The 25,044-nt window shown below is 56.0% G+C and carries 25 protein-coding genes and 1 pseudogene; 17 read left to right on the plus strand and 9 right to left on the minus strand.

Going from position 1 to position 25,044, the window contains the following annotated elements; translation table 11 throughout:
* Positions 1-173: 173 nt before the first annotated feature.
* The 3 genes from coaBC (at position 174) to slmA (ending at position 2,525) form a co-directional block, all read left to right on the plus strand.
* On the plus strand, positions 174-1,385 hold the full coding sequence (coaBC, locus tag AB3U87_RS17870; protein WP_301730984.1) for a bifunctional phosphopantothenoylcysteine decarboxylase/phosphopantothenate--cysteine ligase CoaBC: 1,212 nt from the start codon (positions 174-176) through the stop codon (positions 1,383-1,385).
* Complete coding sequence (dut, locus tag AB3U87_RS17875; protein ID WP_253456994.1) at positions 1,363-1,821, plus strand: dUTP diphosphatase; 459 nt, start codon at positions 1,363-1,365, stop codon at positions 1,819-1,821. Before coaBC ends, dut begins: the two co-directional genes overlap by 23 nt.
* A gap of 107 nt (positions 1,822-1,928) precedes the next feature.
* The gene (gene slmA, locus AB3U87_RS17880) at positions 1,929-2,525 is read left to right on the plus strand and encodes a nucleoid occlusion factor SlmA (protein WP_253456991.1); all 597 of its coding nucleotides are present in this window, start codon (positions 1,929-1,931) and stop codon (positions 2,523-2,525) included.
* Positions 2,526-2,743: 218 nt separating this feature from the next.
* Here slmA and pyrE read toward each other — a convergent pair whose 3' ends face one another.
* Positions 2,744-3,385 carry an orotate phosphoribosyltransferase gene (gene pyrE, locus AB3U87_RS17885; protein WP_253456988.1) on the minus strand — a complete coding sequence of 214 codons (642 nt, stop codon included), beginning with the start codon at positions 3,383-3,385 and terminating at the stop codon, positions 2,744-2,746.
* A gap of 51 nt (positions 3,386-3,436) precedes the next feature.
* Positions 3,437-4,153: a ribonuclease PH gene (rph, locus tag AB3U87_RS17890; RefSeq protein WP_125290623.1), complete on the minus strand. Its 717-nt coding sequence runs from the start codon at positions 4,151-4,153 to the stop codon at positions 3,437-3,439.
* Positions 4,154-4,374: 221 nt separating this feature from the next.
* Here rph and AB3U87_RS17895 point away from each other — a divergent pair, with 221 nt between their 5' ends.
* The 5 genes and pseudogenes from AB3U87_RS17895 to AB3U87_RS17915 all read left to right on the plus strand — a co-directional run bounded on the left by AB3U87_RS17895 (position 4,375) and on the right by AB3U87_RS17915 (position 8,040).
* A complete protein-coding gene (locus tag AB3U87_RS17895) occupies positions 4,375-5,238 on the plus strand; it encodes a YicC/YloC family endoribonuclease (protein ID WP_301253389.1) in 864 nt (287 codons plus the stop codon).
* Between the two features lie 234 nt (positions 5,239-5,472).
* Positions 5,473-5,850: pseudogene (locus AB3U87_RS17900) on the plus strand (DUF943 family protein).
* A gap of 247 nt (positions 5,851-6,097) precedes the next feature.
* A complete protein-coding gene (locus AB3U87_RS17905) occupies positions 6,098-6,946 on the plus strand; it encodes a YPO3983 family protein (RefSeq protein WP_301253388.1) in 849 nt (282 codons plus the stop codon).
* Entirely contained in the window at positions 6,936-7,400 is a 465-nt protein-coding gene (locus AB3U87_RS17910) for a DUF943 family protein (RefSeq protein ID WP_301253387.1), read from the plus strand. Before AB3U87_RS17905 ends, AB3U87_RS17910 begins: the two co-directional genes overlap by 11 nt.
* 307 nt (positions 7,401-7,707) lie before the next feature.
* Complete coding sequence (locus tag AB3U87_RS17915) at positions 7,708-8,040, plus strand: zinc ribbon domain-containing protein YjdM (RefSeq protein ID WP_253456977.1); 333 nt, start codon at positions 7,708-7,710, stop codon at positions 8,038-8,040.
* A 47-nt stretch (positions 8,041-8,087) separates the two neighbouring features.
* Here the strand turns inward: AB3U87_RS17915 and AB3U87_RS17920 are convergent, their stop codons facing one another.
* On the minus strand, positions 8,088-8,489 hold the full coding sequence (locus AB3U87_RS17920) for a hypothetical protein (RefSeq protein ID WP_301730987.1): 402 nt from the start codon (positions 8,487-8,489) through the stop codon (positions 8,088-8,090).
* 262 nt (positions 8,490-8,751) lie between these two features.
* On the opposite strand from AB3U87_RS17920, the gene AB3U87_RS17925 reads away from it, so the two are divergent.
* The gene (locus AB3U87_RS17925) at positions 8,752-9,369 is read left to right on the plus strand and encodes a trimeric intracellular cation channel family protein (protein WP_125290629.1); all 618 of its coding nucleotides are present in this window, start codon (positions 8,752-8,754) and stop codon (positions 9,367-9,369) included.
* 5 nt (positions 9,370-9,374) lie between these two features.
* Here AB3U87_RS17925 and ligB read toward each other — a convergent pair whose 3' ends face one another.
* Positions 9,375-11,039, minus strand: coding sequence for an NAD-dependent DNA ligase LigB (ligB, locus tag AB3U87_RS17930; RefSeq protein ID WP_301730988.1), 1,665 nt, complete (start codon positions 11,037-11,039; stop codon positions 9,375-9,377).
* Positions 11,040-11,290: 251 nt separating this feature from the next.
* Here ligB and gmk point away from each other — a divergent pair, with 251 nt between their 5' ends.
* Genes gmk through recG form a run of 5 tightly spaced genes read left to right on the plus strand, consistent with a single transcriptional unit; the run spans position 11,291 to position 17,160 of the window.
* Positions 11,291-11,914: a guanylate kinase gene (gene gmk / locus AB3U87_RS17935; RefSeq protein ID WP_125290631.1), complete on the plus strand. Its 624-nt coding sequence runs from the start codon at positions 11,291-11,293 to the stop codon at positions 11,912-11,914.
* Positions 11,915-11,967: 53 nt separating this feature from the next.
* On the plus strand, positions 11,968-12,243 hold the full coding sequence (rpoZ, locus tag AB3U87_RS17940) for a DNA-directed RNA polymerase subunit omega (RefSeq protein ID WP_016191359.1): 276 nt from the start codon (positions 11,968-11,970) through the stop codon (positions 12,241-12,243).
* 22 nt (positions 12,244-12,265) lie between these two features.
* Positions 12,266-14,380, plus strand: coding sequence for a bifunctional GTP diphosphokinase/guanosine-3',5'-bis pyrophosphate 3'-pyrophosphohydrolase (gene spoT / locus AB3U87_RS17945; protein WP_125290632.1), 2,115 nt, complete (start codon positions 12,266-12,268; stop codon positions 14,378-14,380).
* A 3-nt stretch (positions 14,381-14,383) separates the two neighbouring features.
* Positions 14,384-15,082 carry a tRNA (guanosine(18)-2'-O)-methyltransferase TrmH gene (gene trmH, locus AB3U87_RS17950; RefSeq protein ID WP_301253383.1) on the plus strand — a complete coding sequence of 233 codons (699 nt, stop codon included), beginning with the start codon at positions 14,384-14,386 and terminating at the stop codon, positions 15,080-15,082.
* Positions 15,079-17,160 carry an ATP-dependent DNA helicase RecG gene (recG, locus tag AB3U87_RS17955; RefSeq protein WP_253456961.1) on the plus strand — a complete coding sequence of 694 codons (2,082 nt, stop codon included), beginning with the start codon at positions 15,079-15,081 and terminating at the stop codon, positions 17,158-17,160. The genes trmH and recG overlap by 4 nt, the downstream gene beginning before the upstream one ends.
* Before the next feature lie 37 nt (positions 17,161-17,197).
* Here the strand turns inward: recG and AB3U87_RS17960 are convergent, their stop codons facing one another.
* Positions 17,198-17,860 carry an SDR family oxidoreductase gene (locus AB3U87_RS17960; RefSeq protein ID WP_253456958.1) on the minus strand — a complete coding sequence of 221 codons (663 nt, stop codon included), beginning with the start codon at positions 17,858-17,860 and terminating at the stop codon, positions 17,198-17,200.
* A 160-nt stretch (positions 17,861-18,020) separates the two neighbouring features.
* Between AB3U87_RS17960 and AB3U87_RS17965 the strand changes: the two genes are divergently transcribed.
* The 3 genes from AB3U87_RS17965 (at position 18,021) to rluF (ending at position 22,175) form a co-directional block, all read left to right on the plus strand.
* A complete protein-coding gene (locus AB3U87_RS17965; RefSeq protein WP_394149968.1) occupies positions 18,021-19,403 on the plus strand; it encodes a nucleobase:cation symporter-2 family protein in 1,383 nt (460 codons plus the stop codon).
* Positions 19,404-19,507: 104 nt separating this feature from the next.
* Entirely contained in the window at positions 19,508-21,187 is a 1,680-nt protein-coding gene (locus AB3U87_RS17970) for an AsmA family protein (protein WP_394149970.1), read from the plus strand.
* An 88-nt stretch (positions 21,188-21,275) separates the two neighbouring features.
* On the plus strand, positions 21,276-22,175 hold the full coding sequence (rluF, locus tag AB3U87_RS17975) for a 23S rRNA pseudouridine(2604) synthase RluF (RefSeq protein WP_253456951.1): 900 nt from the start codon (positions 21,276-21,278) through the stop codon (positions 22,173-22,175).
* Here rluF and fabY read toward each other — a convergent pair.
* The 4 genes from fabY to yihX are packed head-to-tail and all read right to left on the minus strand — an operon-like array spanning position 22,172 to position 25,043.
* The gene (fabY, locus tag AB3U87_RS17980; protein ID WP_253456948.1) at positions 22,172-23,113 is read right to left on the minus strand and encodes a fatty acid biosynthesis protein FabY; all 942 of its coding nucleotides are present in this window, start codon (positions 23,111-23,113) and stop codon (positions 22,172-22,174) included. The genes rluF and fabY overlap by 4 nt on opposite strands.
* 47 nt (positions 23,114-23,160) lie before the next feature.
* On the minus strand, positions 23,161-23,598 hold the full coding sequence (dtd, locus tag AB3U87_RS17985) for a D-aminoacyl-tRNA deacylase (protein ID WP_253456945.1): 438 nt from the start codon (positions 23,596-23,598) through the stop codon (positions 23,161-23,163).
* Positions 23,534-24,457 carry a virulence factor BrkB family protein gene (locus AB3U87_RS17990; protein ID WP_369896567.1) on the minus strand — a complete coding sequence of 308 codons (924 nt, stop codon included), beginning with the start codon at positions 24,455-24,457 and terminating at the stop codon, positions 23,534-23,536. Before AB3U87_RS17990 ends, dtd begins: the two co-directional genes overlap by 65 nt.
* Complete coding sequence (yihX, locus tag AB3U87_RS17995; protein WP_394149974.1) at positions 24,444-25,043, minus strand: glucose-1-phosphatase; 600 nt, start codon at positions 25,041-25,043, stop codon at positions 24,444-24,446. The genes AB3U87_RS17990 and yihX overlap by 14 nt, the downstream gene beginning before the upstream one ends.
* Position 25,044 lies beyond the last annotated feature (1 nt).

Raw genomic sequence — 25,044 nt, forward strand, 5'->3', positions numbered from 1 at the left:
TTCCGTAGCTGGCTAAATCATGGCATTATATACAGTAGTTTTCCATGCATTTTTCCGTCTGCCGGGCTGCTTTACAGTACGGTCGTTGTGCTAAAAGTCAGCAGGCAGGGATTATGATAAAATGGCGGAATTCCGGCGCGCGGGCGCCCTGCTGGCTCAATGGAGCAGAAACTATGACATTAACCGGTAAACGTATTGTGCTGGGCGTAAGCGGCGGTATCGCTGCCTACAAGGCGCCTGAGCTGGTAAGACGCCTGCGCGATCGCGGGGCGGAAGTGCGCGTCGTGCTGACTGCCGCAGCCAAAGCATTTATCACGCCGCTGAGTCTACAGGCCGTATCGGGTCATCCGGTCAGCGACGACCTGCTCGATCCGGCGGCGGAAGCGGCGATGGGGCATATCGAACTGGGAAAATGGGCTGACCTGGTGATCCTGGCACCCGCCACGGCCGATCTTATCGCTCGCGTCGCCGCAGGCATGGCTAACGATTTGGTTACCACGATTTGCCTGGCGACGGCGGCGCCTGTTGCCGTCGTTCCCGCCATGAACCAGCAGATGTATCGTGCCGCCGCCACGCAGCATAATCTTCAGGTTTTGCAGGCGCGCGGCCTGATGATTTGGGGGCCGGACAGCGGCAGCCAGGCCTGCGGCGACGTCGGGCCGGGCCGAATGTTAGATCCGCTGACTATTGTGGACGAAGCCGTCCGCTGGGCGACGCCGCAGCACGATTTAACGCACCTTAATGTGATGGTAACCGCTGGCCCAACCCGCGAATCGCTTGATCCAGTCCGGTTCATTAGCAACCACAGCTCGGGTAAAATGGGCTTCGCCGTGGCTGCCGCCGCCGCAAAACGGGGCGCTAACGTGACGCTGGTCGCCGGGCCGGTCGCCTTAGCCACGCCGCCGGGCGTCAAACGTATCGACGTGATAAGCGCGCTGGAAATGCAGCAGGCGGTGATGGCCAGCGCCGCCGAACAGCAGATTTTTATCGCGGCCGCTGCCGTCGGCGACTACCGCGCTGCGGAAGTCTCCAGCGAGAAAATCAAAAAGCAGGGCGACGAAATCCTGCTGAAGATGATTAAGAATCCGGATATCGTCGCGGGCGTCGCGGCCATGCAGCAAAATCGCCCGTACGTGGTGGGGTTTGCAGCGGAAACCCGGAATGTGGAAGAATACGCCCGGCAAAAAAGGATTCGGAAGAATCTGGATCTGATTTGCGCCAACGATGTTTCAAAAGCCGGGCACGGTTTCAACAGCGATACCAATGCCCTGCATCTTTTCTGGCAGGAAGGGAATAAAGCCTTACCGCTCGGCGATAAGCAGCTCCTGGGCCAACAATTACTGGACGAGATAGTCAGCCGTTATGAAGAAAAAAATCGACGTTAAGATTTTAGACCCGCGCGTGGGCACCACTTTCCCTCTGCCCGCCTATGCCACTTCCGGCTCCGCTGGTCTCGATCTGCGCGCCTGCCTGGACGAGGCGGTACAGCTGGCGCCGGGCGCGACCACGCTGGTACCGACCGGCCTGGCTATCCATATTGGCGACCCGCAGCTGGCGGCCGTTATCCTGCCGCGCTCCGGCCTCGGCCATAAGCATGGCGTGGTGCTGGGCAACCTGGTCGGGCTAATCGACTCCGATTATCAGGGACAGCTGATGGTTTCCGTCTGGAACCGCAGCCAGGAGACGTTCAGCATTGAGCCAGGCGAGCGTATCGCGCAAATGGTGTTTGTACCGGTCGTTCAGGCTGAATTCAATCTGGTTAATGACTTCGACGCCAGCGTGCGCGGCGAAGGCGGCTTCGGCCACTCGGGTCGTCAGTAACGACCGACCAGAGTACCCGTCCTTATTTCCACCGTGAGCGTGATGGCTCACGGATGTTGCGTGGGCGCTTGCCCGTACATGGTGATATTTCAGGGGTCTTTCAGGACATGGCAGAGAAAAAAAGTGCGAAAAGGAATCGTCGCGAAGAAATACTGCAGGCGCTGGCGCAGATGCTGGAATCCAGCGATGGTAGCCAGCGGATCACTACCGCCAAACTGGCGGCAAGCGTGGGGGTTTCTGAAGCTGCGCTTTACCGGCACTTTCCCAGCAAAACCCGCATGTTTGACAGCCTGATTGAGTTTATTGAAGACAGCCTGATTACGCGCATCAATCTAATCTTGCAGGATGAAAAAGAGACGCTGCCGCGTTTACGGCTGATTATCCAGCTGATCCTGGGCTTTGGTGAGCGTAATCCGGGCTTATCACGTATTCTGACCGGCCATGCGTTGATGTTCGAGCAGGACCGCCTGCAAAGCAGAATTAACCAGCTGTTCGAACGGATTGAGGTGCAGCTGAAGCAGGTGCTGCGCGAGCAGAAAATGCGTACCGGCGAAGGATTCCAGACGGAGGAGGCGCTGCTGGCCTCGCAGCTGCTGGCTTTCTGTGAGGGTTTGCTGTCGCGCTTTGTGCGTTCCGACTTCCGCTATCGCCCGACGGTGGAATTTGAAACGCGCTGGCCGCTGCTGGCCTGTCAGCTGGTCTGAATCGGGAAGGCCGCAGTTGGCCTGTCAGCCGGTCTGAATCGGGAAGGCCACAGTTGGCCTGCCAGCTGATCTGAATCGGGAAGGCCGCGGTTGGCCTGTCAGCCGGTCTGAATCGGGAAGGCCGCGGTTGGCCTGCCAGCTGATCTGAATCGAGAAGGCCGCAGTTGGCCTTCCAGCCGGTGTGAAATGAAAGGGCCGCAACTCGCGGCCCGCATTCGTCAGATACCGTACTCTTTGCGGTAGGCCCGGACGGCGGCCAGATGATCGGCCAGCTCCGGTTTCTCTTCCAGGTAGCTAATCAGATCGTTCAGCGTGATGATGGCAATAACCTTGCAGCCGTAATCGCGCTCCACTTCCTGAATAGCCGACGCCTGTCCGCGGCCTCGCTCCTGACGATCCAGCGAAATCAGCACGCCGGCCAGGGTCGCCTTATTCGCCGAGATAATCTCCATCGATTCGCGAATAGCGGTACCGGCGGTAATAACGTCATCTACCAGCATAATACGGCCCTGTAACGGGCTGCCGACCAGCGTTCCGCCTTCGCCGTGGTCCTTCGCTTCCTTACGGTTGAAGCAGTAAGGCACATCGCGGTCGTGGTGATCGGCCAGCGCAACGGCGGTGGTAGTAGCGATAGGAATGCCTTTATAGGCCGGGCCGAACACCAGATCGAAATCGATAGCGGAATCCACCAGCGCCTGCGCATAGAAACGGCCTAACAGCGCCAGGTCACGGCCCGTGTTAAACAAGCCCGCGTTAAAGAAATAGGGGCTTTTACGTCCGGATTTCAGCGTGAACTCTCCAAATTTCAGGACCTGCTTATTAATAGCAAATTCGATAAATTGGCGCTGCCAGGCTTTCATGTCTCGCTCCTCAATCATTAAAAAAGGCGACTCTCTGGTCGCCTGGGGAAATCAGTCTTGTAGCGCCGCTTTCTGCGCCTGAATCAGCGTATCAATACCGCCGCGAGCCAGCGACAGCAGCGTCAGCAGCTCGTCATGGCTGAACGGCTCGCCTTCTGCCGTGCCCTGCACTTCAATCATGCGGCCATCTTCGGTCATGACTACGTTCATGTCGGTTTCCGCAGCGGAATCTTCGACATATTCCAGATCGCATAACGCTTCGCCGTTGACGATGCCGACAGACACGGCGGCGACCATCCCCTTCATTGGGTTGGCTTTCAGCTTGCCGATAGCGACCAGATGATTAAGCGCATCTGCCAGCGCTACGCAGGCGCCGGTAATAGAAGCGGTACGCGTGCCGCCATCCGCCTGCAGGACGTCGCAGTCCAGCGTGATGGTGAATTCGCCCAGCGCTTTCAGATCCAGCGCTGCTCGCAGGGAACGGGCAATCAGACGCTGAATTTCCAGCGTGCGGCCGCCCTGCTTGCCTTTGGCCGCTTCGCGAGCGTTACGGCTATGGGTAGCGCGTGGCAGCATGCCATATTCTGCGGTTACCCAGCCCTGGCCCTGTCCTTTCAGAAAGCGCGGCACGCCTTCCTCAATGGTGGCGGTGCAAAGGACTTTGGTTTCACCGAATTCAACCAGAACGGAGCCTTCCGCATGTTTGGTGTAGTGGCGAGTCAGGGTGACGGGACGCACCTGATGGGCATTACGGCCTGCTGGACGCATGGTTTTTCTCCGGCTTGAAAATCGTGATTGGCTGCGCATTATACGGATTTCACAGCCGAATGCCTATGACAGCCTGCTGGTAACGCGGTTTCTGTGCAGCTGGCGCGATAGTAAGCGCCGCCTCAATCCCATTGATTTGTCAGAGTTTGACCAGATGCCTGTTAAGGCAAGGCCGGCACCGCTATAATCACCTGAACTTATTCTGAAAACGGGTACGCATAATGATCCGCAGTATGACCGCCTACGCCCGGCGTGAAACCAAAGGCGAATGGGGCAGCGCAGCCTGGGAGCTTCGTTCCGTAAACCAGCGCTATTTAGAAACCTATATTCGTCTGCCCGAGCAGTTTCGCGGCCTGGAGCCGGTGATCCGCGAACGTATTCGCAACCGACTGACCCGCGGTAAAATCGAGTGTAATCTGCGTTTTGACGCAGACGCGCGCGCGCAGAGCTCTCTGGTGCTGAATGAAAAACTGGCTATCCAGCTGGTTAAAGCCGCCAACTGGGTCAAAATGCAGAGCGACGAGGGCGAAATCAATCCGGTCGATATTTTGCGCTGGCCTGGCGTCATGTCAGCAGAAGAACAGGATTTGGATGCCATTTCCGCAGAGTTGCTGAGCGCGCTGGACAGCGCTCTGGACGACTTTATCGCCGCCCGTGAAACGGAAGGCGCCGCGTTAAAATCATTGATTGAACAACGGCTGGAAGGCGTCAGTACTGAAGTGACTAAAGTACGTGCGCAGATGCCGGACGTGTTGAAATGGCAGCGCGAACGTCTGGTTACCAAACTGGAAGAGGCTCAGGTTCAGCTGGACAGTAATCGGGTTGAGCAGGAACTGATTATGCTGGCGCAGCGCGTGGACGTGGCGGAAGAGTTGGATCGTCTGGAAGCGCATGTTAAAGAAACCTATAACATCCTGAAAAAGAAAGAAGCGGTGGGCCGCCGCCTCGACTTTATGATGCAGGAATTTAACCGCGAATCGAATACGCTGGCGTCTAAATCAATCAATGCAGAGGTTACCACTTCGGCTATTGAGCTGAAGGTGCTGATTGAGCAGATGCGTGAACAGATCCAGAATATTGAGTAAAGTTGCATACAGTCGCACTCAGTAGCAGAAAACCAATAAAGCCCGCTAATTGCGGGCTTTATTATTTTCATGCTGTTGCATAACATCGCGCATTTTCTTTGTACCCAAAGTACTTTCCTCGCTCCAGCTTGGGTACAAAGCACTATTCAATGTTAATGCAACACTATGGCAAAGCTGACAGATATTCAGATGCAGGCATGGATTAAGGCAGGAGAACGGCTTGAGGGGCGCCCCATGGAGATCATAGCCGTTCACCACAGAAGTAGTGGTTTCAGTGATGTTCTGGTCACCATTTTTCCGCCAACGGATAAAGGAAAGATTAACTGATGGTTAAAAAACAAAGGTATGTTAAAAGATAAACATGGCATTCCTGAACCTGACAGTGATGGTCATTTTTATGTGACATTCTGGTTATTTGGTGAGGGTTATAAAGAAGAAGGTAAAAATGACAGGCTTTGCTTTAATGATATGAACCCGCCTGTAAATTGTATTGAAAAGGACAGGGTATTTTCAATCAGTTCCAGCAGGAACAGAGGCACTATATTTACATTAAATGATGGCGAATATCGGATGAAAAAAGAGGGTGAAATAATCAAACTTAAAAAAGAGTAAGTCCGTCCTCGCAGGTTGAGACAGTACTAAAATCATCGTTTTTTCCAGGGCTTACACCAGCCATACGGAACGTACCCTAGGATGTCCTCATCTGGTGCCACCCAATGCAGAAAAAGACGCTAAAATCGGGCCATATTCCTAATTTTTGTCTGCCGGGCATCTAATATTATACAGGCCGCGTCAGCGGCGTATAATTTGGCTTTATCTGAACGTACTCATGGATTATTGCACGCAAGGAGGCGAAAACATGCCAGCCCTGGAGTTCCCCTGTACCTTTTTCAAGTCTCGGAAACGCATGGACGACTACAACGCCGACGATATGCGCTGTGGTGACCTTTCCGAAGCAGAGCTGAAATCCCAATACCGTCTGAATTATATTTCCGATCGGGTCGATCCTTATACGTTAACCCGACGTTCCTCACTGGATCGCCCTCAGTCCATGTTCTGCTGCAATCTGCGCGGAGCCGGTGAGAAAATTACTCGCCAGCAGTGCGCCATTATCCTGTTTGGGGAGCTCCGATCGCTATCACGCACATTTTCCCTTTATGGCCCATACAGCCATCTGATTGAAAAGATGATCGACCACATGCAGAACGAAAAGGGTGCCACTTTCCGGGATGCAGCGCTGAACAGGGCATTGAAAGAACAGATAATTAGAGATGTTTCCGAGGAAAAAAGCACACGCATTTTGTTATCAAAAGCATTTAGCACAGGTATAGACTGGGAAAGAAAAAATTTTCCAGTTGAAAACAAGGACAGACTAAGAGATGCAATACTAAGTAGTAAGTTACCAAAGTTCGACAGATTCCAGGATAATTACAATGGTATGGGCATTACCGTTCATGATACCTGGGCTACACATATCACTATAAAATCACTGCATATTGATAATGATCGCTACCGGACAGTGGTACATTACAAGGTACAGGACCATTTTGGTTTGAATAGCGATGATATTTTGAAAACAAAATTTAGTCAGTTCCATTTTTTCCGTATCTGGTTCGTGCTCCAGCGATACAACCAGTTTGGCTTCAGGCCATTCATGACCAATATGGAAGCTACTGTAGAGATTACAGGTGAGCGCAATGAAATCTAAAATTAAAAAAGCGTTTTGTGCGTCATTACTTATTAGTTGCACCCTGCTGGTTTACCTCCTCTTGTTGTCGTTACGTCCTGTGAAGATCATAGCTGTTCACCAAAGACATAACTATAGCGATGTTTTAGTAAAGAATTTCCCTCTAACTGAACAAGGGAAAATTAATTGGTGGTTGAAAAACAAGGAAATCCTCAAGAACAGGTATAACATCCCAAGGCCGGCCCGGGATGGTTTTTTCACCGTCATTTTTTGGGATTTTGGTGATGGATATAAAGAAACCGATGGGTATGACCGACTCTGTTTTAATGATATGAAACCGCCAGTAAATTGTATTGATAAAGATTCGCTCATTATGGTTAACAATAGCAGGAATACCGGCCTTTATTTCATTGTAGATAGCGGAACATATCGTATAAACGACAGTGGTAAGATGGTAAAAAACAAATCAGATTAGAACGGCTCCACTCGCGTAGAGATAACAATAAAATCTTCCGCTCCCTCCGTATTGTCCCCAACCATGCGAAGAAAACATGAGTGAGCCCGATCGCTATCCCGCAAATTTGCTCTTTATGAGCCGTACAGCCAACTGGTTGGTAAGATGATTGACCCAATGCATAAACAGTTATTGTCTGCCGTACACTTTTATCACTGGTGAGTGCATGAACCCTGTGCCTGGCGCATATCGTCAAAGATGAATAGTTTTACAGGCGGCACCAGGCTAAAATCCCCCTTCTTTTCCTGCGGATAATTTTAAGGTTTTTATGCAAACTCTTCCTCCCTGCCCTGAATGCCACTCCGAATACAGCTGGCAGGATGGCGACCTGTTTAACTGTCCCGAATGCGGCCACGTCTGGTCTGGCAACACAGAAGCCACAGAGGCGCTGGTAGTTAAAGATGCCAACGGCAATCTGCTGGCTGACGGCGACAGCGTGACAGTTATCAAAGACCTCAAGGTCAAAGGCAGCTCGACGCCTCTTAAGATCGGCACCAGGGTAAAAAGCATTCGCCTGGTGGAAGGCGATCATAATATCGACTGTAAAATTGACGGCTTTGGCCCGATGAAGCTGAAATCAGAATTCGTAAAGAAAAACTGATCCGGTTTTAACCTGCGGCAACGATCGCCGTACAGGCTGCGCAGTCTTCAGCTAAAGGCCGCAGCTTGTTCCGCCGTGATAAGCGCCTGCTTTTCTAACTGCATGGCGATTGAACGCGGCGAACGCTCACACAGGCCAGCCAGCTCGCTGACGGAATGGCCCTGCCGGAAAAGCGCTATCAACTCCTGTTTTTGCTCTTCAGACCAGGGAAGATAAGCATTGCCAGGCCGCCCTTCCGCTCGATTCTTTTCCCGACGCTCTTCTGGCGTCAGCTTCACTTTTTCTTGCCGTTTTACAGAACTGAAATTCACACCGCTGAACTCTTCAGCCAGAGCAAACAACAGCCTTATAGCATCGGGTGTATGCACAACAGAAGCTGGCGGCAACAGCTCGCCTGTTTCCGGATGGATCCCTTTTGCCAACAGTCGGAAAATTTCACCTGCCATCATTTTTCTCGTCCTTGTGGTAGCCTGCCCGACTTCAGGATCCAGCCGTGCAGTTTTTTAATCATGCTATGTCAGGTGGCTAAGCCCATTGCTGAATAGCGGATTCAAAAAAACTTAAACAAAATAAAACGTTGTCCTGGAGACGCGCACGGTTACTTTATTTTCAGATTAGGTAAACTCATTTACTTAACGGCTTTTAGAAAAATTCACTCGTCAACCTGTCTGGGATCCTGCAGGCTTGCCGCCGATTGCTCAGGAGCGGGTTATGCTACTTACTGTTTTTTATCTGATTGGGATCACCGCAGAGGCCATGACCGGCGCGCTGGCGGCTGGCCGCCGTAAAATGGATATGTTTGGCGTAATTATTATCGCTTCCGTTACCGCCATTGGCGGCGGATCCGTGCGCGATATGCTGCTTGGGCACTACCCGCTTGGCTGGGTAAAACACCCCGAATACATCGTCATTGTGGCGATGGCTGCCGTTATTACCACCCAGCTGGCGCCGCTGATGCCGCATTTGCGCAAGGTCTTCCTGGTGCTGGACGCGCTGGGCCTGGCCGTTTTCTCTATCATCGGCACCAAAGTGGCGCTGGATATGGGCCATGCCTCGATTATTGCGGCTATTAGTGCGGTGATTACCGGCGTCTTCGGCGGCGTGCTGCGCGATATGTTCTGCAACCGTATCCCGCTGGTTTTCCAGAAGGAGCTTTATGCCGGTATCGCTTTTGCTTCCGGCTGGCTCTATATCCTGCTGTTGAAAACGCCGGTATCCGACGAATTGGCCATCATCATCACGCTGCTGTTTGGCTTTCTGGCGCGCCTGCTGGCGTTGCGCTTCCGGCTGGGGCTGCCGGTATTTAACTATCCTCATGCCGATCACTAAAAGGTTCATCGCCTTGCCTCGTCTGCATAAGCAATCAGCTGCTGCACCTGAGGGTGATGCAGAAAACGCACGATTTGCCCGGCCAGCGTTTTACCTATGCCTGGTAGCTGCTGCCATGCCTCTTCCCGTCGGGCCAGTAGCGTTGACCAGTCGTTATCTTCAATAGCGTTCAGGGCACCTTCCGGTACAGGAACGCCCAGGGCTTTTACCCAGCGCCTGAAGGGCTGCCGTCGGCTTAGCGAGAATTGGTGGTAAAGCCAGTCTGCGCGGGCGGGCGTGAGGTCAGCAATTTTCCGCAGATCTTCCTGAGTCAGCGCAAGCCAGGAAAAGAGATGGGTCAGCTGCCCGGCCTGCATCAGGCGCTGCCAGCTGCTGCGGCTGACGCCGGTCATCGCCAGCGCCTGTGTGCCGCTTGCCCAGACAAGGCGGGCCAGAAACTGCTCGCGACAGGCAGGCGTATAGTCAAAACAGCTCAGAGCATGAAAAGCATCAGCATCCGGTACGGGAGGCCTGTCCCGTTTTTGTACCCGCCAGATGACCTCGTCAAGCCTGGGGATGCCCTGACCCGCCAGGCTAATGGCGACCCTGTCGCCCGGCACGATATCCAGCGCCTGCCAGCGTTTAAGCGAGCCAATATTGACCCGGCTGACTTTTTTATCATCCAGCTGTACGGGTAACAGATTTAGTACCGCGCCTGTTTTTCCCGTCCGCCCGATAGGAAAATCGACTGAGCGAACCTCTGCGCTCACTTTCAGCGGCGTATATTTCCAGGCTGCTGACCAGGTATTATCGCCGGGTAGCCAGTAAGCGCCCTTTACTGGCGTACCGTGGATCACCACGCCATCCGTAACAAAGGGCAGAGGCTGATGAAACCAACGTTCGCGCCAGTCGGCGACTTCATCAGCGTTGGCAACAGGCTTGCTCCAGGCTTCCATAATGCTGAAGCCCGCCTTGCTTAACTGCTGTAAGCGCTGCGGCATTTTTTCCGGGCCGTCCGGCCACGCCCAGATAAACATGCCCAGCTGTGCCAATAGCGGCGAGCTCTCATTACGCCGCATTGCGCCAGCCACGACGGCGCGGGCATTAACGCCGCCCTGGCTGGCCTGCTGGTGATCGGTCATCTTCAGATAAAGTTCGCCCTGCAAAACCAGGGGATCGTCATCCAGCGTTATCTGCTGCGGAATAGCGGGTATATGGCGTGCTTTTTCCGTCCAGTCTTCTCCTCGCAGCCCGTCGCCGCGACTGATTACCCGCACAAGTTTCCCATGCCGGTACCAGAGCGTCACGGCAATGCCGTCCAGTTTTGGCTGCACCCACAGCGGTTGCTTTCCCACCATCCAGCGCACCACCGCCCGCCTGTCCGGCAGCTTTTTGACGCCAACATGCGCTACCGGATGCCGTACCTTGCCGCTTTTCGCCAGCGCCGGCGAACGAGACTCGCTTTCGGGCCGGAAGCAGCGCTGCCAGTCGTGATACGTTTTCTCTAAGGCATCATAGCGTTCATCCTCTACCAGGCTGATGCCCTGCTCATAGTAGGCCCGATCCCAGTCGCTCAGCTGTTTTTCCAGCGCCGTCATCTCCAGTTCTGCCCGGGCGGGCGACCAGACGGGGCAAAAAGCCTGTGCAATGGCGCACCCTCCCAGCCCGAACATTATTACTATGCTTCGCATCTCCACACTCCCTTGTTGCTCTGCTTCGCTTATTAAATCGGCAAAATCAGAACATGGCGATAGCGTAAGTTCGCTTATGGAAAACGTATCGAAAAGTTTTTTCTCTAGCATGAAACCTGTCATCAGTACCGCGAGCCATCTTCCAGTTTTAGAGAAAAAACGCGGCAGAACAGCCGAAACGCTGCATCCTGGCCTTCACCCGTGTATACTGTGCAGGAAGTAAACTCCGACTGGCATAGCAAGAAATCATCATGGCTCAAGGCACACTTTTTATTGTTTCAGCACCAAGCGGCGCGGGTAAATCCAGCCTGATTAACGCGCTGCTAAAGACGCAACCGCTGTATGACACTCAGGTGTCCATCTCCCATACCACCAGGGGCGTGCGTCCGGGTGAAAATCACGGCGAACACTATTATTTTGTAAACCATGACGAATTTCGTCGTATGATCGAAGAAGATGCCTTTCTGGAGCACGCCGAAGTCTTCGGCAACTATTACGGCACGTCACGTAGGGCGATTGAGCAGGTGCTCTCAACCGGCGTGGATGTCTTTTTAGATATTGACTGGCAGGGCGCGCAGCAAATCCGTCAGAAAATGCCGCAGGCACGCAGCATTTTTGTTTTACCGCCGTCAAAAGACGAGCTGGATCGCCGCCTGCGCGGTCGCGGTCAGGACAGCGAAGAGGTCATTGCCCGGCGTATGGCGCAGGCCGTCGCGGAAATGAGCCACTATGCGGAGTACGACTACCTTATTGTGAATGATGATTTCGATCTGGCGCTGTCCGATCTGAAAACCATTATTCGCGCCGAGCGTCTGCGAATGGGCCGTCAAAAATCCCGTCATGATGCTTTAATCAGCAAACTGTTGGCAGACTGAGGACAACTCAGTATGATGCCCAGTCATTTCGTCAACCGTGGAGTATCACACTTATGGCACGCGTAACCGTACAGGACGCAGTAGAAAAAATTGGTAACCGTTTTGACCTGGTTCTGGTCGCCGCTCGTCGCGCTCGCCAGATGCAGGTTGGCGGTAAAGATCCGCTGGTTCCGGAAGAAAACGACAAGTCTACCGTTATCGCGCTGCGCGAGATCGAAGAAGGTCTGATCACCAACCAGATTCTGGATGTCCGTGATCGTCAGGAACAGCAGGAGCAGGAAGCCGCAGAACTGCAGGCTGTTACCGCTATCGCTGAAGGTCGTCGTTAATCATCAGCCGGAAGGCTCGCCCTTGTATCTGTTTGAAAGTCTCAATCAACTGATTGAAAAATACTTGCCTGAGGACCAGATAAAGCGCCTCAAGCAAGCTTACCTTGTCGCACGTGATGCTCACGAGGGACAGACTCGCTCCAGCGGTGAGCCTTATATTACCCATCCGGTTGCTGTCGCCTGTATTCTGGCGGAGATGAAGCTCGACCATGAAACGCTCATGGCCGCGCTTCTGCATGATGTCATCGAGGATACTCCCGCCACCTATCAGGATATGGAACAGCTGTTCGGTAAAAACGTGGCTGAACTGGTGGAAGGGGTTTCCAAGCTAGACAAGCTGAAATTTCGCGATAAGAAAGAGGCGCAGGCCGAAAACTTTCGCAAAATGATCATGGCGATGGTGCAGGATATCCGCGTCATTCTGATCAAGCTGGCTGACCGCACGCACAACATGCGCACGCTGGGATCGCTGCGTCCGGATAAGCGTCGACGTATCGCGCTGGAAACACTGGAGATCTACAGTCCGCTGGCGCATCGCCTGGGTATTCATCACCTGAAAACCGAGCTGGAAGAGCTGGGTTTCGAGGCGCTCTATCCCAACCGCTACCGCGTTATCAAAGAGGTAGTGAAAGCGGCGCGCGGCAACCGCAAAGAGATGATCCAGAAAATCCTTGCGGAAATTGACGGTCGTCTGCAGGAAGCCGGCATTCCGTGTCGCGTCAGCGGCAGGGAAAAACACCTCTATTCCATCTACTGCAAAATGCACCTGAAAGAGCAGCGCTTCCATTCCATTATGGATATCTATGCCTTCAGGGTCATCGTTCACGACGTGGACACCTGTTACCGGGTGCTGGGCCAGATGCACAGCCTCTATAAGCCTCGTCCGGGCCGGGTGAAAGACTACATCGCTATCCCCAAGGCCAACGGCTATCAGTCGCTGCACACTTCGATGATCGGCCCGCATGGCGTACCGGTTGAAGTGCAGATCCGTACGGAAGATATGGATCAGATGGCAGAGATGGGCGTCGCGGCGCACTGGGCCTATAAAGAGCAGGGCGAAAGCAGTACCACCGCGCAAATCCGCGCCCAGCGTTGGTTGCAAAGCCTGCTGGAGCTGCAGCAGAGCGCGGGCAGCTCCTTTGAATTTATCGAAAGCGTAAAATCGGATCTTTTCCCGGACGAGATTTACGTTTTCACGCCGGAAGGCCGCATCGTCGAACTGCCTGCGGGCGCGACGCCGGTTGACTTCGCCTATGCGGTGCACACCGATATCGGTCATGCCTGCGTGGGCGCGCGTGTCGATCGCCAGCCCTACCCGCTTTCCCAGCCGCTGACCAGCGGTCAGACCGTTGAAATCATTACGGCACCGGGCGCACGGCCTAACGCCGCCTGGCTGAACTTCGTGGTCAGCTCCAAAGCGCGCGCCAAAATCCGTCAGCTGTTGAAAAACCTCAAGCGCGACGACTCGGTCAGCCTTGGCCGTCGTCTGCTGAATCATGCGCTGGGCGGCAGCCGCAAGCTGGCCGAGATTTCGCCGGAGAGCATTCAGCACGAGCTGGAACGCATGAAGCTGGCGACGCTGGACGATCTGCTGGCAGAGATTGGCCTGGGCAACGCCATGAGCGTGGTCGTGGCGAAAAACCTGCAGCAGAGCGACCAGCCTGCACCGGTGGTTTCCAGTACGCCATCGCGCGGCAAGCTGCCAATCAAAGGCGCCGACGGCGTGCTGATCACCTTTGCCAAGTGCTGCCGCCCTATTCCCGGCGATCCTATCGTGGCGCATGTCAGCCCCGGCAAAGGCCTGGTAGTGCACCACGAATCCTGCCGTAATATTCGCGGCTACCAGAAAGAGCCAGAGAAGTTTATGGCGGTAGAGTGGGATAAGGTTACCGAGCAGGAGTTCGTGGCGGAGATCAAGGTGGATATGTTTAACCACCAGGGCGCGCTGGCAAACCTGACGGCGGCCATCAACACCGCCGGATCAAATATCCAGAGCCTGAACACGGAAGAGAAAGATGGCCGGGTTTACAGCGCCTTTATCCGTCTGACGGCACGCGATCGCGTTCATCTGGCGAATATTATGCGCAAAATCCGCGTAATGCCTGACGTGATCAAAGTTCACCGCAACCGAAACTAGCGCATGAATGCTCAACGTTTTGCCCGTATCCGTGAAATGCTGGCTGCCCGCCAGCACGATTTAACCGTCTGCATGGAGCTGGTGCACAAACCGCATAACGTCTCTGCGGTGATCCGCACGGCGGATGCGGTTGGCGTGCATGAAGTCCATGCGGTCTGGCCGGGCAGCCGGATGCGTACCATGGCCTCTGCCGCCGCCGGAAGCAACAGCTGGGTGCAGGTAAAAACGCATCCCACTATTGCCGATGCGGTCACGCATCTTAAAGGCCAGGGAATGCAGATCCTGGCTACGCATCTTTCTGATAAAGCAGTAGATTTCCGCGAAATCGATTACACCCGCCCGACCTGCGTGTTGATGGGTCAGGAAAAAACCGGCATCACCCAACAGGCGCTTGAACTGGCTGACCAGGAGATCGTTATTCCGATGGTCGGCATGGTGCAGTCGCTGAACGTTTCCGTGGCTTCGGCACTGATCCTCTATGAAGCGCAGCGCCAGCGCCAGAATGCAGGCATGTATCAGCGTCAGGAGAGCCTGCTTTCCTATAGCGAACAGCAGCGCCTGTTGTTTGAAGGCGGCTATCCCGTTCTGGCCAGGGTCGCCAAACATAAAGGCTTACCTTATCCGCAAATTAGCGAGACGGGCGAGGTGATTGCCGATCCCGACTGGTGGGCCACCATGCAGGCATCGGTACGTAAAAAATGACGGGCCGCCTGATGGACGCCATCCCGCTCAGCACGCTTGCCGGCGTTGGTGCCAGCCAGGCTGGCAAACTGGCGAAGCTCGGGCTGACCACCGTGCAGGATCTGCTGCTGCATCTGCCGCTTCGTTACGAAGACCGCACCCAGCTTTACGCTATTAACGACCTCCTGCCTAACATCTACGCCACGGTAGAGGGCGAAGTGCTGCAAAGCGATATCTCCTTTGGCCGCCGCCGCATGCTGACCTGTCAAATCAGCGACGGCACCGGCATCCTGACGCTGCGCTTTTTCAACTTTAACGCCGGCATGAAAAACAGCCTGGCGCCCGGCCGGCGCGTAACCGCCTATGGCGAAATAAAGCGCGGCCAGCGCGGGGCCGAAATCATCCATCCTGAGTATCGCGTTCAGGGCGATAACAGCGTGGTGGAGCTACAGGAAACGCTGACGCCGGTCTACTCCACGACCGAAGGGATCCGCCAGGCGACGCTGCGCAACTTGACCGATCAGGCGCTGAAGTTGCTGGATACCTGTCCTGTCGCCGAACTTCTGCCGCAGGAGCTGAGCCAGGGCATGATCAGCCTGCCGGATGCGCTGCGGATGCTGCACAGGCCGCCGCCCGACATGGCGCTGGTGGATCTGGAAAACGGCAGGCATCCCGCCCAGCGACGCCTGATTATGGAAGAGCTGCTGGCGCACAATCTCAGTATGCTGGCCGTGCGCGCCGGCGCGCAGCGCTATCGTGCTTTAGCTATGCCGGCTCGCCATGCGCTGAGCGACAGGCTGCTGGCTGCCTTGCCGTTTAAGCCGACTAACGCCCAGGCGCGCGTCGTGCAGGAAATAGAGCAGGATCTGGCACAAAGCTATCCCATGATGCGCCTGGTGCAGGGTGACGTAGGATCGGGCAAAACGCTGGTGGCCGCGCTGACTGCCCTGAACGTTATCGCCTGGGGCAAACAGGTGGCGCTGATGGCGCCAACCGAGCTGCTGGCCGAACAGCACGCCAATAACTTCCGCCAGTGGTTTGCACCGTTGGGGATTGAAGTTGGCTGGCTGGCTGGCAAGCAGAAAGGCAAGGCGCGCCTGGCGCAGCAGGATGCCATCGCCAGCGGCCAGGTATCGATGATTGTCGGCACCCACGCCATTTTCCAGGAACAGGTGCAGTTTAACGGCCTGGCGCTGGTGATTATTGACGAGCAGCACCGCTTTGGCGTCCACCAGCGGCTGGCGCTGTGGGAGAAAGGCCAGGAGCAGGGTTTTCATCCTCATCAGCTGATTATGACCGCGACACCGATCCCGCGTACGCTGGCGATGACCGCCTATGCGGATCTGGAAACCTCCACCATTGACGAGCTACCGCCGGGCCGTACACCGGTCACTACCGTCGCCATTCCCGATACGCGGCGCGCCGATATTATTACCCGCGTGCAGAACGCCTGTAGCGGCGAAGGTCGCCAGGCCTACTGGGTCTGTACGCTGATTGAAGAGTCGGAACAGCTGGAAGCCCAGGCCGCCGAAGCCACCTGGGAAGAGCTGAAGCTGGCGCTGCCAGAGCTGCACGTTGGACTAGTGCATGGCAGGATGAAACCCACCGAGAAGCAGGCGGTGATGCAGGCGTTTAAACAGGGCGAGATTGACCTGCTGGTCGCTACCACGGTCATTGAAGTTGGCGTGGATGTGCCTAATGCCAGCCTGATGATCATTGAAAACCCGGAAAGGCTGGGCCTGGCGCAGCTGCACCAGCTGCGGGGCCGCGTTGGTCGCGGCTCGGTTGCCTCCCACTGCGTGCTGCTTTATAAAGCGCCGCTGAGCAAAACCGCGCAGAAACGCTTACAGGTTCTGCGCGACAGCAACGACGGCTTTGTGATTGCGCAATGCGATCTGGAAATCCGCGGTCCTGGCGAACTGCTGGGCACGCGCCAGACGGGCAACGCCGAATTCAAGGTAGCCGATCTGGTACGCGATGGCGCGATGATCCCGGAAGTGCAGCGCGTCGCCCGCCATATTCATCAGCACTATCCTGAACAGGCGCAGGCGCTGATTGAACGCTGGATGCCGGAAACCGAGCGCTATACCAACGCCTGACCCCCGGCAGCCTGCTGTCTTTTCTCCTGCTCTGCGGCTACCGGCCGCTAAAGGCAGCCATCGCGGCGACCGCCTCGTTAACGGGCTGCTCGCCGCCGGTTAACTCAATAATCACCCTTTTCACCTCTGGCTGCTCAATCAGCGAATGCAGCACAGCGGCCACATCATCGCGCGGGATGGTGCCGTAAGGGATGGCCAACCCGGCGTTGACTTTTCCCGTGCCCGCTTCGTTAACCAGCGTGCCGGGCCGCAGGATCACCCAGTCCAGTGAGGTGGCGGAAAGCATCACGTCGGCCTGCTTTTTTACCTGCATATAGTGCTCAAAGCCCGGCGAAGGCGCCTTGCCCCTTCCGGCATCCGGAAAAGCGGAAACCAGCAGAAAACGCTGAATACCGGCCAGCCTGGCGGCCTCGGCAGCGAAGCGCGCGCCACGGCCGTCAATGCCGTCGGTGAGATCTACGCCAGCGCCTGCTGCGCCTGCGGAGAACACCACGGCATCGCAGCCCTGCATCGCCGCCGCCAGCCTTTCGCTACTGGTGTTCATCAGGTCGATATTGACCGGTTTTACACCATCGGCTTCCAGCGCCTCTTTTTGACTGTCCCGACGATGCAGCCCCGTTACCTGATGGCCCGCATTGACCAGCCGTTTTCTGAGACGTCGCCCCACGCCGCCCGTTGCGCCAATAATAAATACGTTCATTGTATGCTTCCTTTTTTCTGGCCCGCAGGCGCGATGATTAAGCTTAGTGAATTGTGGTTCGCTTTGCCGTCCGGCGTTTAGCCGATGCTGTTGGCAATCGTTTGCTTTTGCCGTGGAGAAGCTTAAAATCGCCACTTTGTTCGCCACGGAACCCCTGAGCATGTCCGCTAATCTTTCTGAAGCCAGCCGCAGCGCAGCGCCCGCTGCAAAAAGTGAATTAATTTACCGCCTTGAAGATCGTCCCCCGCTGCCGCAAACGCTGTTTGCTGCCTGCCAGCATTTGCTGGCGATGTTTGTGGCGGTTATCACGCCCGCACTATTGATCTGCCAGGCTTTGGGCCTACCCGCTCAGGACACGCAGCATATTATCAGCATGTCACTGTTCGCCTCCGGGGTCGCCTCGGTGCTGCAAATAAAAACCTGGGGGCCCATAGGATCGGGACTGCTGTCGATTCAGGGCACCAGCTTTAACTTTGTGACGCCGCTGATCATGGGCGGTATGGCGCTGAAAAACGGCGGCGCTGATGTGCCGACCATGATGGCCGCCCTGTTCGGCACGCTGATGCTGGCTTCCGTTACCGAAATGGCGCTTTCCCGCGTGCTGCATCTGGCGCGCCGCGTAATTACGCCGCTGGTTTCCGGCATTGTGGTGATGATTATCGGTCTGTCGCTGATCCAGGTCGGCCTGACCTCTATCGGCGGCGGTTTTGCCGCCATGAGCGATCACACCTTTGGTGCGCCAAAGAACCTGCTGCTGGCCGGCGCGGTGCTGCTGGTGATTATTTTGCTGAACCGCCAGCGTAATCCTTATTTGCGCGTGGCTTCTCTGGTGATAGCCATGGCCGTTGGCTATCTGCTGGCCTGGCTGATGGATATGCTCCCCGCCGGAACCGCCGCAACGAACCAGCCGCTGATTGCCGTGCCACAGCCTTTCTATTACGGGCTGGGCATCGACTGGAATTTGCTTATCCCGCTGATGCTGGTATTTATGGTGACCTCGCTGGAAACCATCGGCGATATTACCGCCACTTCCGACGTTTCCGAACAGCCGGTCAGCGGCCCGCTCTATATGAAGCGGCTGAAAGGCGGCGTGCTGGCGAACGGCCTGAACTCGTGCGTCTCGGCGCTGTTTAATACCTTTCCCAACTCCTGTTTTGGACAGAACAACGGCGTGATCCAGCTGACCGGCGTCGCCAGCCGCTACGTTGGCTTCGTGGTGGCGCTGATGCTGATGGTGCTGGGGCTTTTCCCGGCGGTCAGCGGCTTTGTGCAGCATATTCCTGAACCGGTGCTGGGCGGCGCGACCATCGTTATGTTTGGTACGATTGCGGCCTCGGGCGTGCGCATCGTCTCGCGCGAGCCGTTGAATCGTCGGGCGATTATGATTATTGCGCTGTCGCTGGCGGTGGGACTGGGCGTTTCACAACAGCCGCTGATCCTGCAATTCGCACCGGAATGGCTGAAAACGCTGCTCTCTTCCGGCATCGCCGCCGGCGGCATTACCGCTATCATCCTGAATCTGCTTTTCCCGCAGGAGAAATAGCGTAAACGGCAGAGGGCAAAGCGCCTTCTGCCGTCTTCCCAGGGTTGAGCTTCGCGCATAAATCAGGCATAACACCCCTTATTGCAAGCGCACAGGGATAGCTCATGAAATTTGTTGGAAAAATTCTTCTTTCGCTGCTGGTTATCCTGCTGGCATTGGTCATTGTGTTGTATCTACTGCTGCAAACTCGCTGGGGAGCCAGCTGGCTCAGCCGCACCGTTAGCCAGCACAGTAGTTATCAGCTGGCAGTCGGCAAGCTGGAGCATAATTTTTCCGCGCCATCGCATCTCATCCTTCATGACGTTTCGTTCGGCCATAAAACCCGACCAGCCACCCTGGTGGCAAAAAGCGTCGACTTAGGGTTAAGCGCCGGGCAGTTTTCACGGCCGCTGCATTTTGCCAGCGTTTTGCTTAACCAGGGTACGCTAAGAATTACCAGCAAAACCAGCCAACTGCCTCTTTCCGCAGCGCGTTTGCAGCTGAGCGAAATGGCGGTTAGCAGCCATCACGACATGCTGCCCCTGAACGCTCAGCACGTAAACGGCGGCGTGATGCCGTGGCAGCCCGAGGCGACAAGCTTTATCGGTAATAATGCCAGCTTCCAGTTCAGCGCCGGATCGCTGACGTTTAAAGACATTCCCGCCAGGAATGTGCTGATTGAAGGCCGCATCAGGTCCAAACAGCTGGAGCTTAGTAATATGGGCGCCGACGTGGCGCGCGGATCGGTGACGGCCAGCGCACAGCGTGACGAGCAGGGCAGCTGGCAGGTCAGCACGCTAAGGCTGAACAATCTGCGTCTGCAAAGCAGCAAAACGCTTGCCGAATTTCTACAGCCTCTACTGACGCTGCCCGTCGTGCATTTCGAGCGAGTGGATGTAACCGATGCCCGACTGGAAGGTCAGAACTGGGCGGTGACCGATCTTAATCTGGCGTTGAAAAATATAACGCTGCGCGACGGCGACTGGGAAAGCGAGGACGGCTCGCTGTCGATGAACGCCAGCAGCTTTGTAAATGGCGCGCTGCTGCTGAACGATCCTATCGTTAATATGACCTTCTCGCCGCAGGGCGCGGCGCTGACGCAGTTCAGCTCCCGCTGGGTTAACGGGCTGATCCGCGCGTCAGGTAACTGGACGCGCAGCGATAAAAAGCTGACGCTGGATGACGTGGTAATCGCCGGGCTGGAGTACACGCTGCCGCCAGCCTGGCGGGCGTTCTGGCTGAGCCGTTTACCGGCGTGGCTGCACGCTGTGGAAGTAACAAAGCTGAACGTCAGCCATAACCTGATTATTGATATCGATCCGGATTTTCCCTTCCAGCTGACCTCGCTGGATGGCAACGGCAGCAACCTGCTGCTGGCGCGCGATCGGGAATGGGGCATCTGGGGCGGCAACCTGAGTTTTAACGCGGCGGAAGCGACCTTTAACCGTGTGGATCTGCGTCATCCTTCTCTCGCCCTGACGGCGGACAGTAATGCCATTAACGTCACGGAGATGAGCGCGTTTCCCCGCAGCGGCCTTCTCGAAGGGCTGGCAACGGTTTCGCAGCAGCCGCAGCGCGCCTTTTCGCTGTCGCTGCATGGCCGTGAAACGCCGCTGAATCTGTTGCAGGACTGGGGATGGCCAGCGGTGCCCCTGACCGAAAACGGTGAGCTGACGCTGAAGATGCAGGGCAGCCTGGCGAAAGACGCGCCGCTGAAGCCTTCCGTTAACGGCTCGCTTTCCGCTGTTGCTGGCGATAAGTCAGTCCAGCAGACCGTGCAGGCAGGTAATCTCGGCAGCAGGTAAAAACGCTGCCCGTAAGCGGACTATATGATTAACCCGTATTCGCAACGTAGCGCGGTTAATGTATAGTCCGCTTTTTTACGGAGGAACCATGCTGACCAACTCATCCATACGTCTCAATAAATACATTAGCGAGAGCGGTATCTGTTCTCGTCGCGATGCCGATCGCTATATCGAACAGGGAAATGTCTTTATTAACGGCAAGCGGGCCGCCGTTGGCGCGCAGGTTTTTGCCGGTGACGTGGTGAAAGTGAACGGTCAGCTTATCGAGCCGCGCGATGAGGAAGATCTGGTCTTTATCGCCCTGAATAAGCCCGTCGGCATTATCACCACCATGGAAGAAGGCGAGCGGGATAACATCAGCGACTTCGTTAACCACAGCAAGCGGGTTTTCCCTATTGGCCGCCTGGATAAAGATTCGCAGGGCCTGATTTTCCTGACCAATCACGGCGATCTGGTCAATAAAATCCTGCGCGCCGGAAACAATCACGAAAAAGAGTATGTGGTCACGGTAAACAAGCTGGTGACGGATGAGTTTATTGAGGGCATGAGCGCTGGCGTGCCGATGCTGGGCACGGTGACGCTGAAGTGCAAGGTGCAAAAGGAAGCGCCGTTTGTTTTCCGCATTACGCTGGTGCAGGGGCTTAACCGCCAGATCCGCCGCATGTGTAAGCACTTTGGCTACGAGGTCACTAAGCTCGAACGCACGCGCATTATGAACGTCAGCCTGAAAGGCCTGCCGCTGGGCGAGTGGCGCGATCTGACCGACGACGAGCTGACCGAGCTGTTCGGCCTGATTGAGGATTCCTCATCCGAAGCGAAACCCGCCAAAAAAGCGCAGGCAAAAGCGAAGCCCGCCGCCGCGAAGAAACCGGCCATCGGCGGGCCGAAAGGCGGCGATAAAGGCGGTAAAGAAGGCGCGAAGACGCCGGGCAACCTGGCCTCCCGCAAGCGCTTTACCCAGCCGGGCCGCAAGAAAAAAGGCCGTTAAGGCATATTCGATCCGGCTGGCTCCAGCGGGCCATCCGGATCGGCAGGCAGCACAATATAGACGCCCTCAAATACCGCCCCGCACTCTTCATTGCCAAACAGCTCGACTTCCAGCTGAACGCGCGCCTTGCGTCCCCGGGCCAGCCTGTCCAGATCGCCGCTCAGCGAGCCTAAGTCCGCTACCGCGCCCGGCCTGCCGCTGATGGGATGACTGTAGCGGATATGCGCATCGGCCAGGATAATGGTGCCGCCTAAATGCCGCTCGCGCAGCAGCAGCCAAATCAGCCCCCAGCCGGTTAGCGTCGCCAACGAAAACAGGCTGCCGGCGAACAGCGTATGGTGCGGATTCTGGTTGCCGGTTTCCGGCATCGTGGTGATAAATTTTTGCCCGGTATACTGCAAAATACGCACGCCCATTTTTTCACTGAGCGGGATGTGCTCGTACCAGGCCTGCTGCAGCTGCCCGCACCAGTCGGCACGATGCAGAATATCGTCCAGCGTGATCACCGGCTTAATCATTAAAAAATGACGAACCGGCGTTGTCTGTGGCACGGTGATTTCGCCCTGATTGACGTAGCCAAGCTTGGCGAAAAATTCGACGGCGTCTTCACGGGCGCTGCACACCACGCGCTTGGCCCCTTCCTGACGCGCCACCGACTCCAGCGTCATCGCGACCAGCGTGCCCAATCCTTTGCCCTGCACCGCCGGGTGCACGGCAAGAAAGCGAATGGCCGCCTCGTTATCCGCATTGATATAGAGCCGCCCTGCGGCAACCGGCGCGCCGCTTTCATCCACCACCATTTGGTGATGCGCAAAGGCATCCCAGGCGTCGCGCTCCGATCCCTTGGGCTGGCGAAGCGGTTTACGCAGCATTTCCCAGCGAAACTGGTAGTAGATATCCAGCTCTTCTGCGGTTTCAGGTACACGAAGATGATACATAAAGTGATTCTCTTTTTCCGGAGCGCCCGTTAGCCTTTCCGACCGCTTCATACCTGGAGCCAGAACGTCACCGGCCCGTCATTAACCAGCGATACCTGCATATCCGCCGCAAAGCGGCCCGTCTCGGTGACAAGGCCTCTTTCGCGACAGCAGGCGACAAAGTACTCATATAACCGCTCGGCCTCTGCTGGCGCCGCGCCGCCCGAAAAGCCTGGGCGCATGCCTTTTTGCGTGTCGGCCGCCAGCGTAAACTGCGAAACCACCAGCACGCTGCCGCCAGCCTGCTGCACGTTAAGATTCATCTTGCCGTTCTCATCGCTGAAAATGCGATAGCCCAACACGCGGTCGCACAGCCGCTGCGCTTTTTGCTCGTCGTCGCCTTTTTCCACGCCCAGTAAGATTAGCAATCCCGGCCCGATTTCACCGATGGTCTGACCGGCTACCGTCACGCTGGCGCTCAGCGCTCGTTGAATTAAGGCAATCATTCTCTTCCTTTTCTTCTTCCTGTTTAAGCTGGCGATAGTCGCCGAGAGAGGCGGTGATCTCTGCACCCAGCAGGACAATACACCATGTCCAGTAAACCCAAAGGAACAGAATAGGGATAACCGCCAGCACGCCATAGATAAGCTGATATGAAGGGAACATCGTAACATAGAGCGCAAAGCCTTTTTTCCCCAGCTCAAACAGCAGCCCCGCCACCAGCGCGCCGACCAGCGCATCTTTCCCCGGTACCTGCCGCGTTGGCACAATGCTGTAGAGCAGCCAGAAAGCCAGCCAGGAGAGCAGCAGCGGAAAAATACGCAGCCCGTAGTCAATCAGTCCGCTGACGCCGCTGACCGAAGCCCAGCGCAGCGACAGCAGATAAGAGCTTATCGCCAGGCTGGCACCCGCCAGCAGCGGGCCAAGCGTCAGGATCATCCAGTAGACGGCAAAAGAGTAAACGAGGGGCCTTTTGCGCTTGCTGCGCCAGATGACATTTAGCGCGCTGTCGATGGAGTACATCAGCAGCAGCGCCGTCACCACCAGCCCGCAGGCGCCCACCGCCGTCATTTTATTGACGTTGGCGACAAACTGTTCCAGATAGCTTTGAACTACCGTGCCGGACGCCGGCACAAAGTTCTGAAAGATAAACAGCTTGAGCTGCCTGCTGACATCGGCGAAGGCCGGGAACGCGGCGAACAGCGCAAATACCACCGCCACCAGCGGCACCAGCGACAGCAGCGATACGTAGGCAAGATGCCCCGCCAGCAGCGTCATGCCATCCTCGTCGATACGCTGCCACAGCAGCTTTATCCAGCGCCAGGTCGCCCGCAGGCGGTGTCGATAATGGTTAATCGGCCGCATTAGCGAAAAAGGCCGGTATGGTGGTCGCATCAAATACGGGCACGCTCTGAATGCCCAGCGCCTGCGCCGCGTCGATATTTTCCTGGTTGTCGTCAAAGAAAATAGCCTGGCCGGCGGTGAAGCCCTCTTCGCTCAGCACCTGCTGATAGATACGCGCTTCCGGCTTGCGCATCCCCATCTCCTGGGAAAGATAGAGCTTGTCCGCCGCGCTTTGTACCTCAGGATACTGCGACGGCCAGAAACGCTGATGCAGCCGGTTGGTGTTAGACAGGATCACGACCCGATGGCCGCGCGCGCGCAGTCCGTTCATGATACGGATGGTGTCCGCCCTGACGCCGACAAAAACGGCCTGCCAGCCTGCGGTGAACTGTTCGAAGCTCAGCGCCAGACCCAGCTCGTCGCACAGCTGTTCGGCAAAATCCTCGTCGCTGATTTCTCCTCGTTCATGACGATGAAAGCTTTCTCCCATCGTAAAACGGCTTTGCAGCGTGGCCAAAGGCACGCGTCCCAGATCGCTCCAGACGCCAAGAACCCGGTTGAAATCAATATCAACAATGACGTTACCTAAATCAAAGATATACAGCATG

This window comes from Erwinia plantamica (assembly GCF_043420595.1).
Classification (GTDB): domain Bacteria; phylum Pseudomonadota; class Gammaproteobacteria; order Enterobacterales; family Enterobacteriaceae; genus Erwinia; species Erwinia aeris.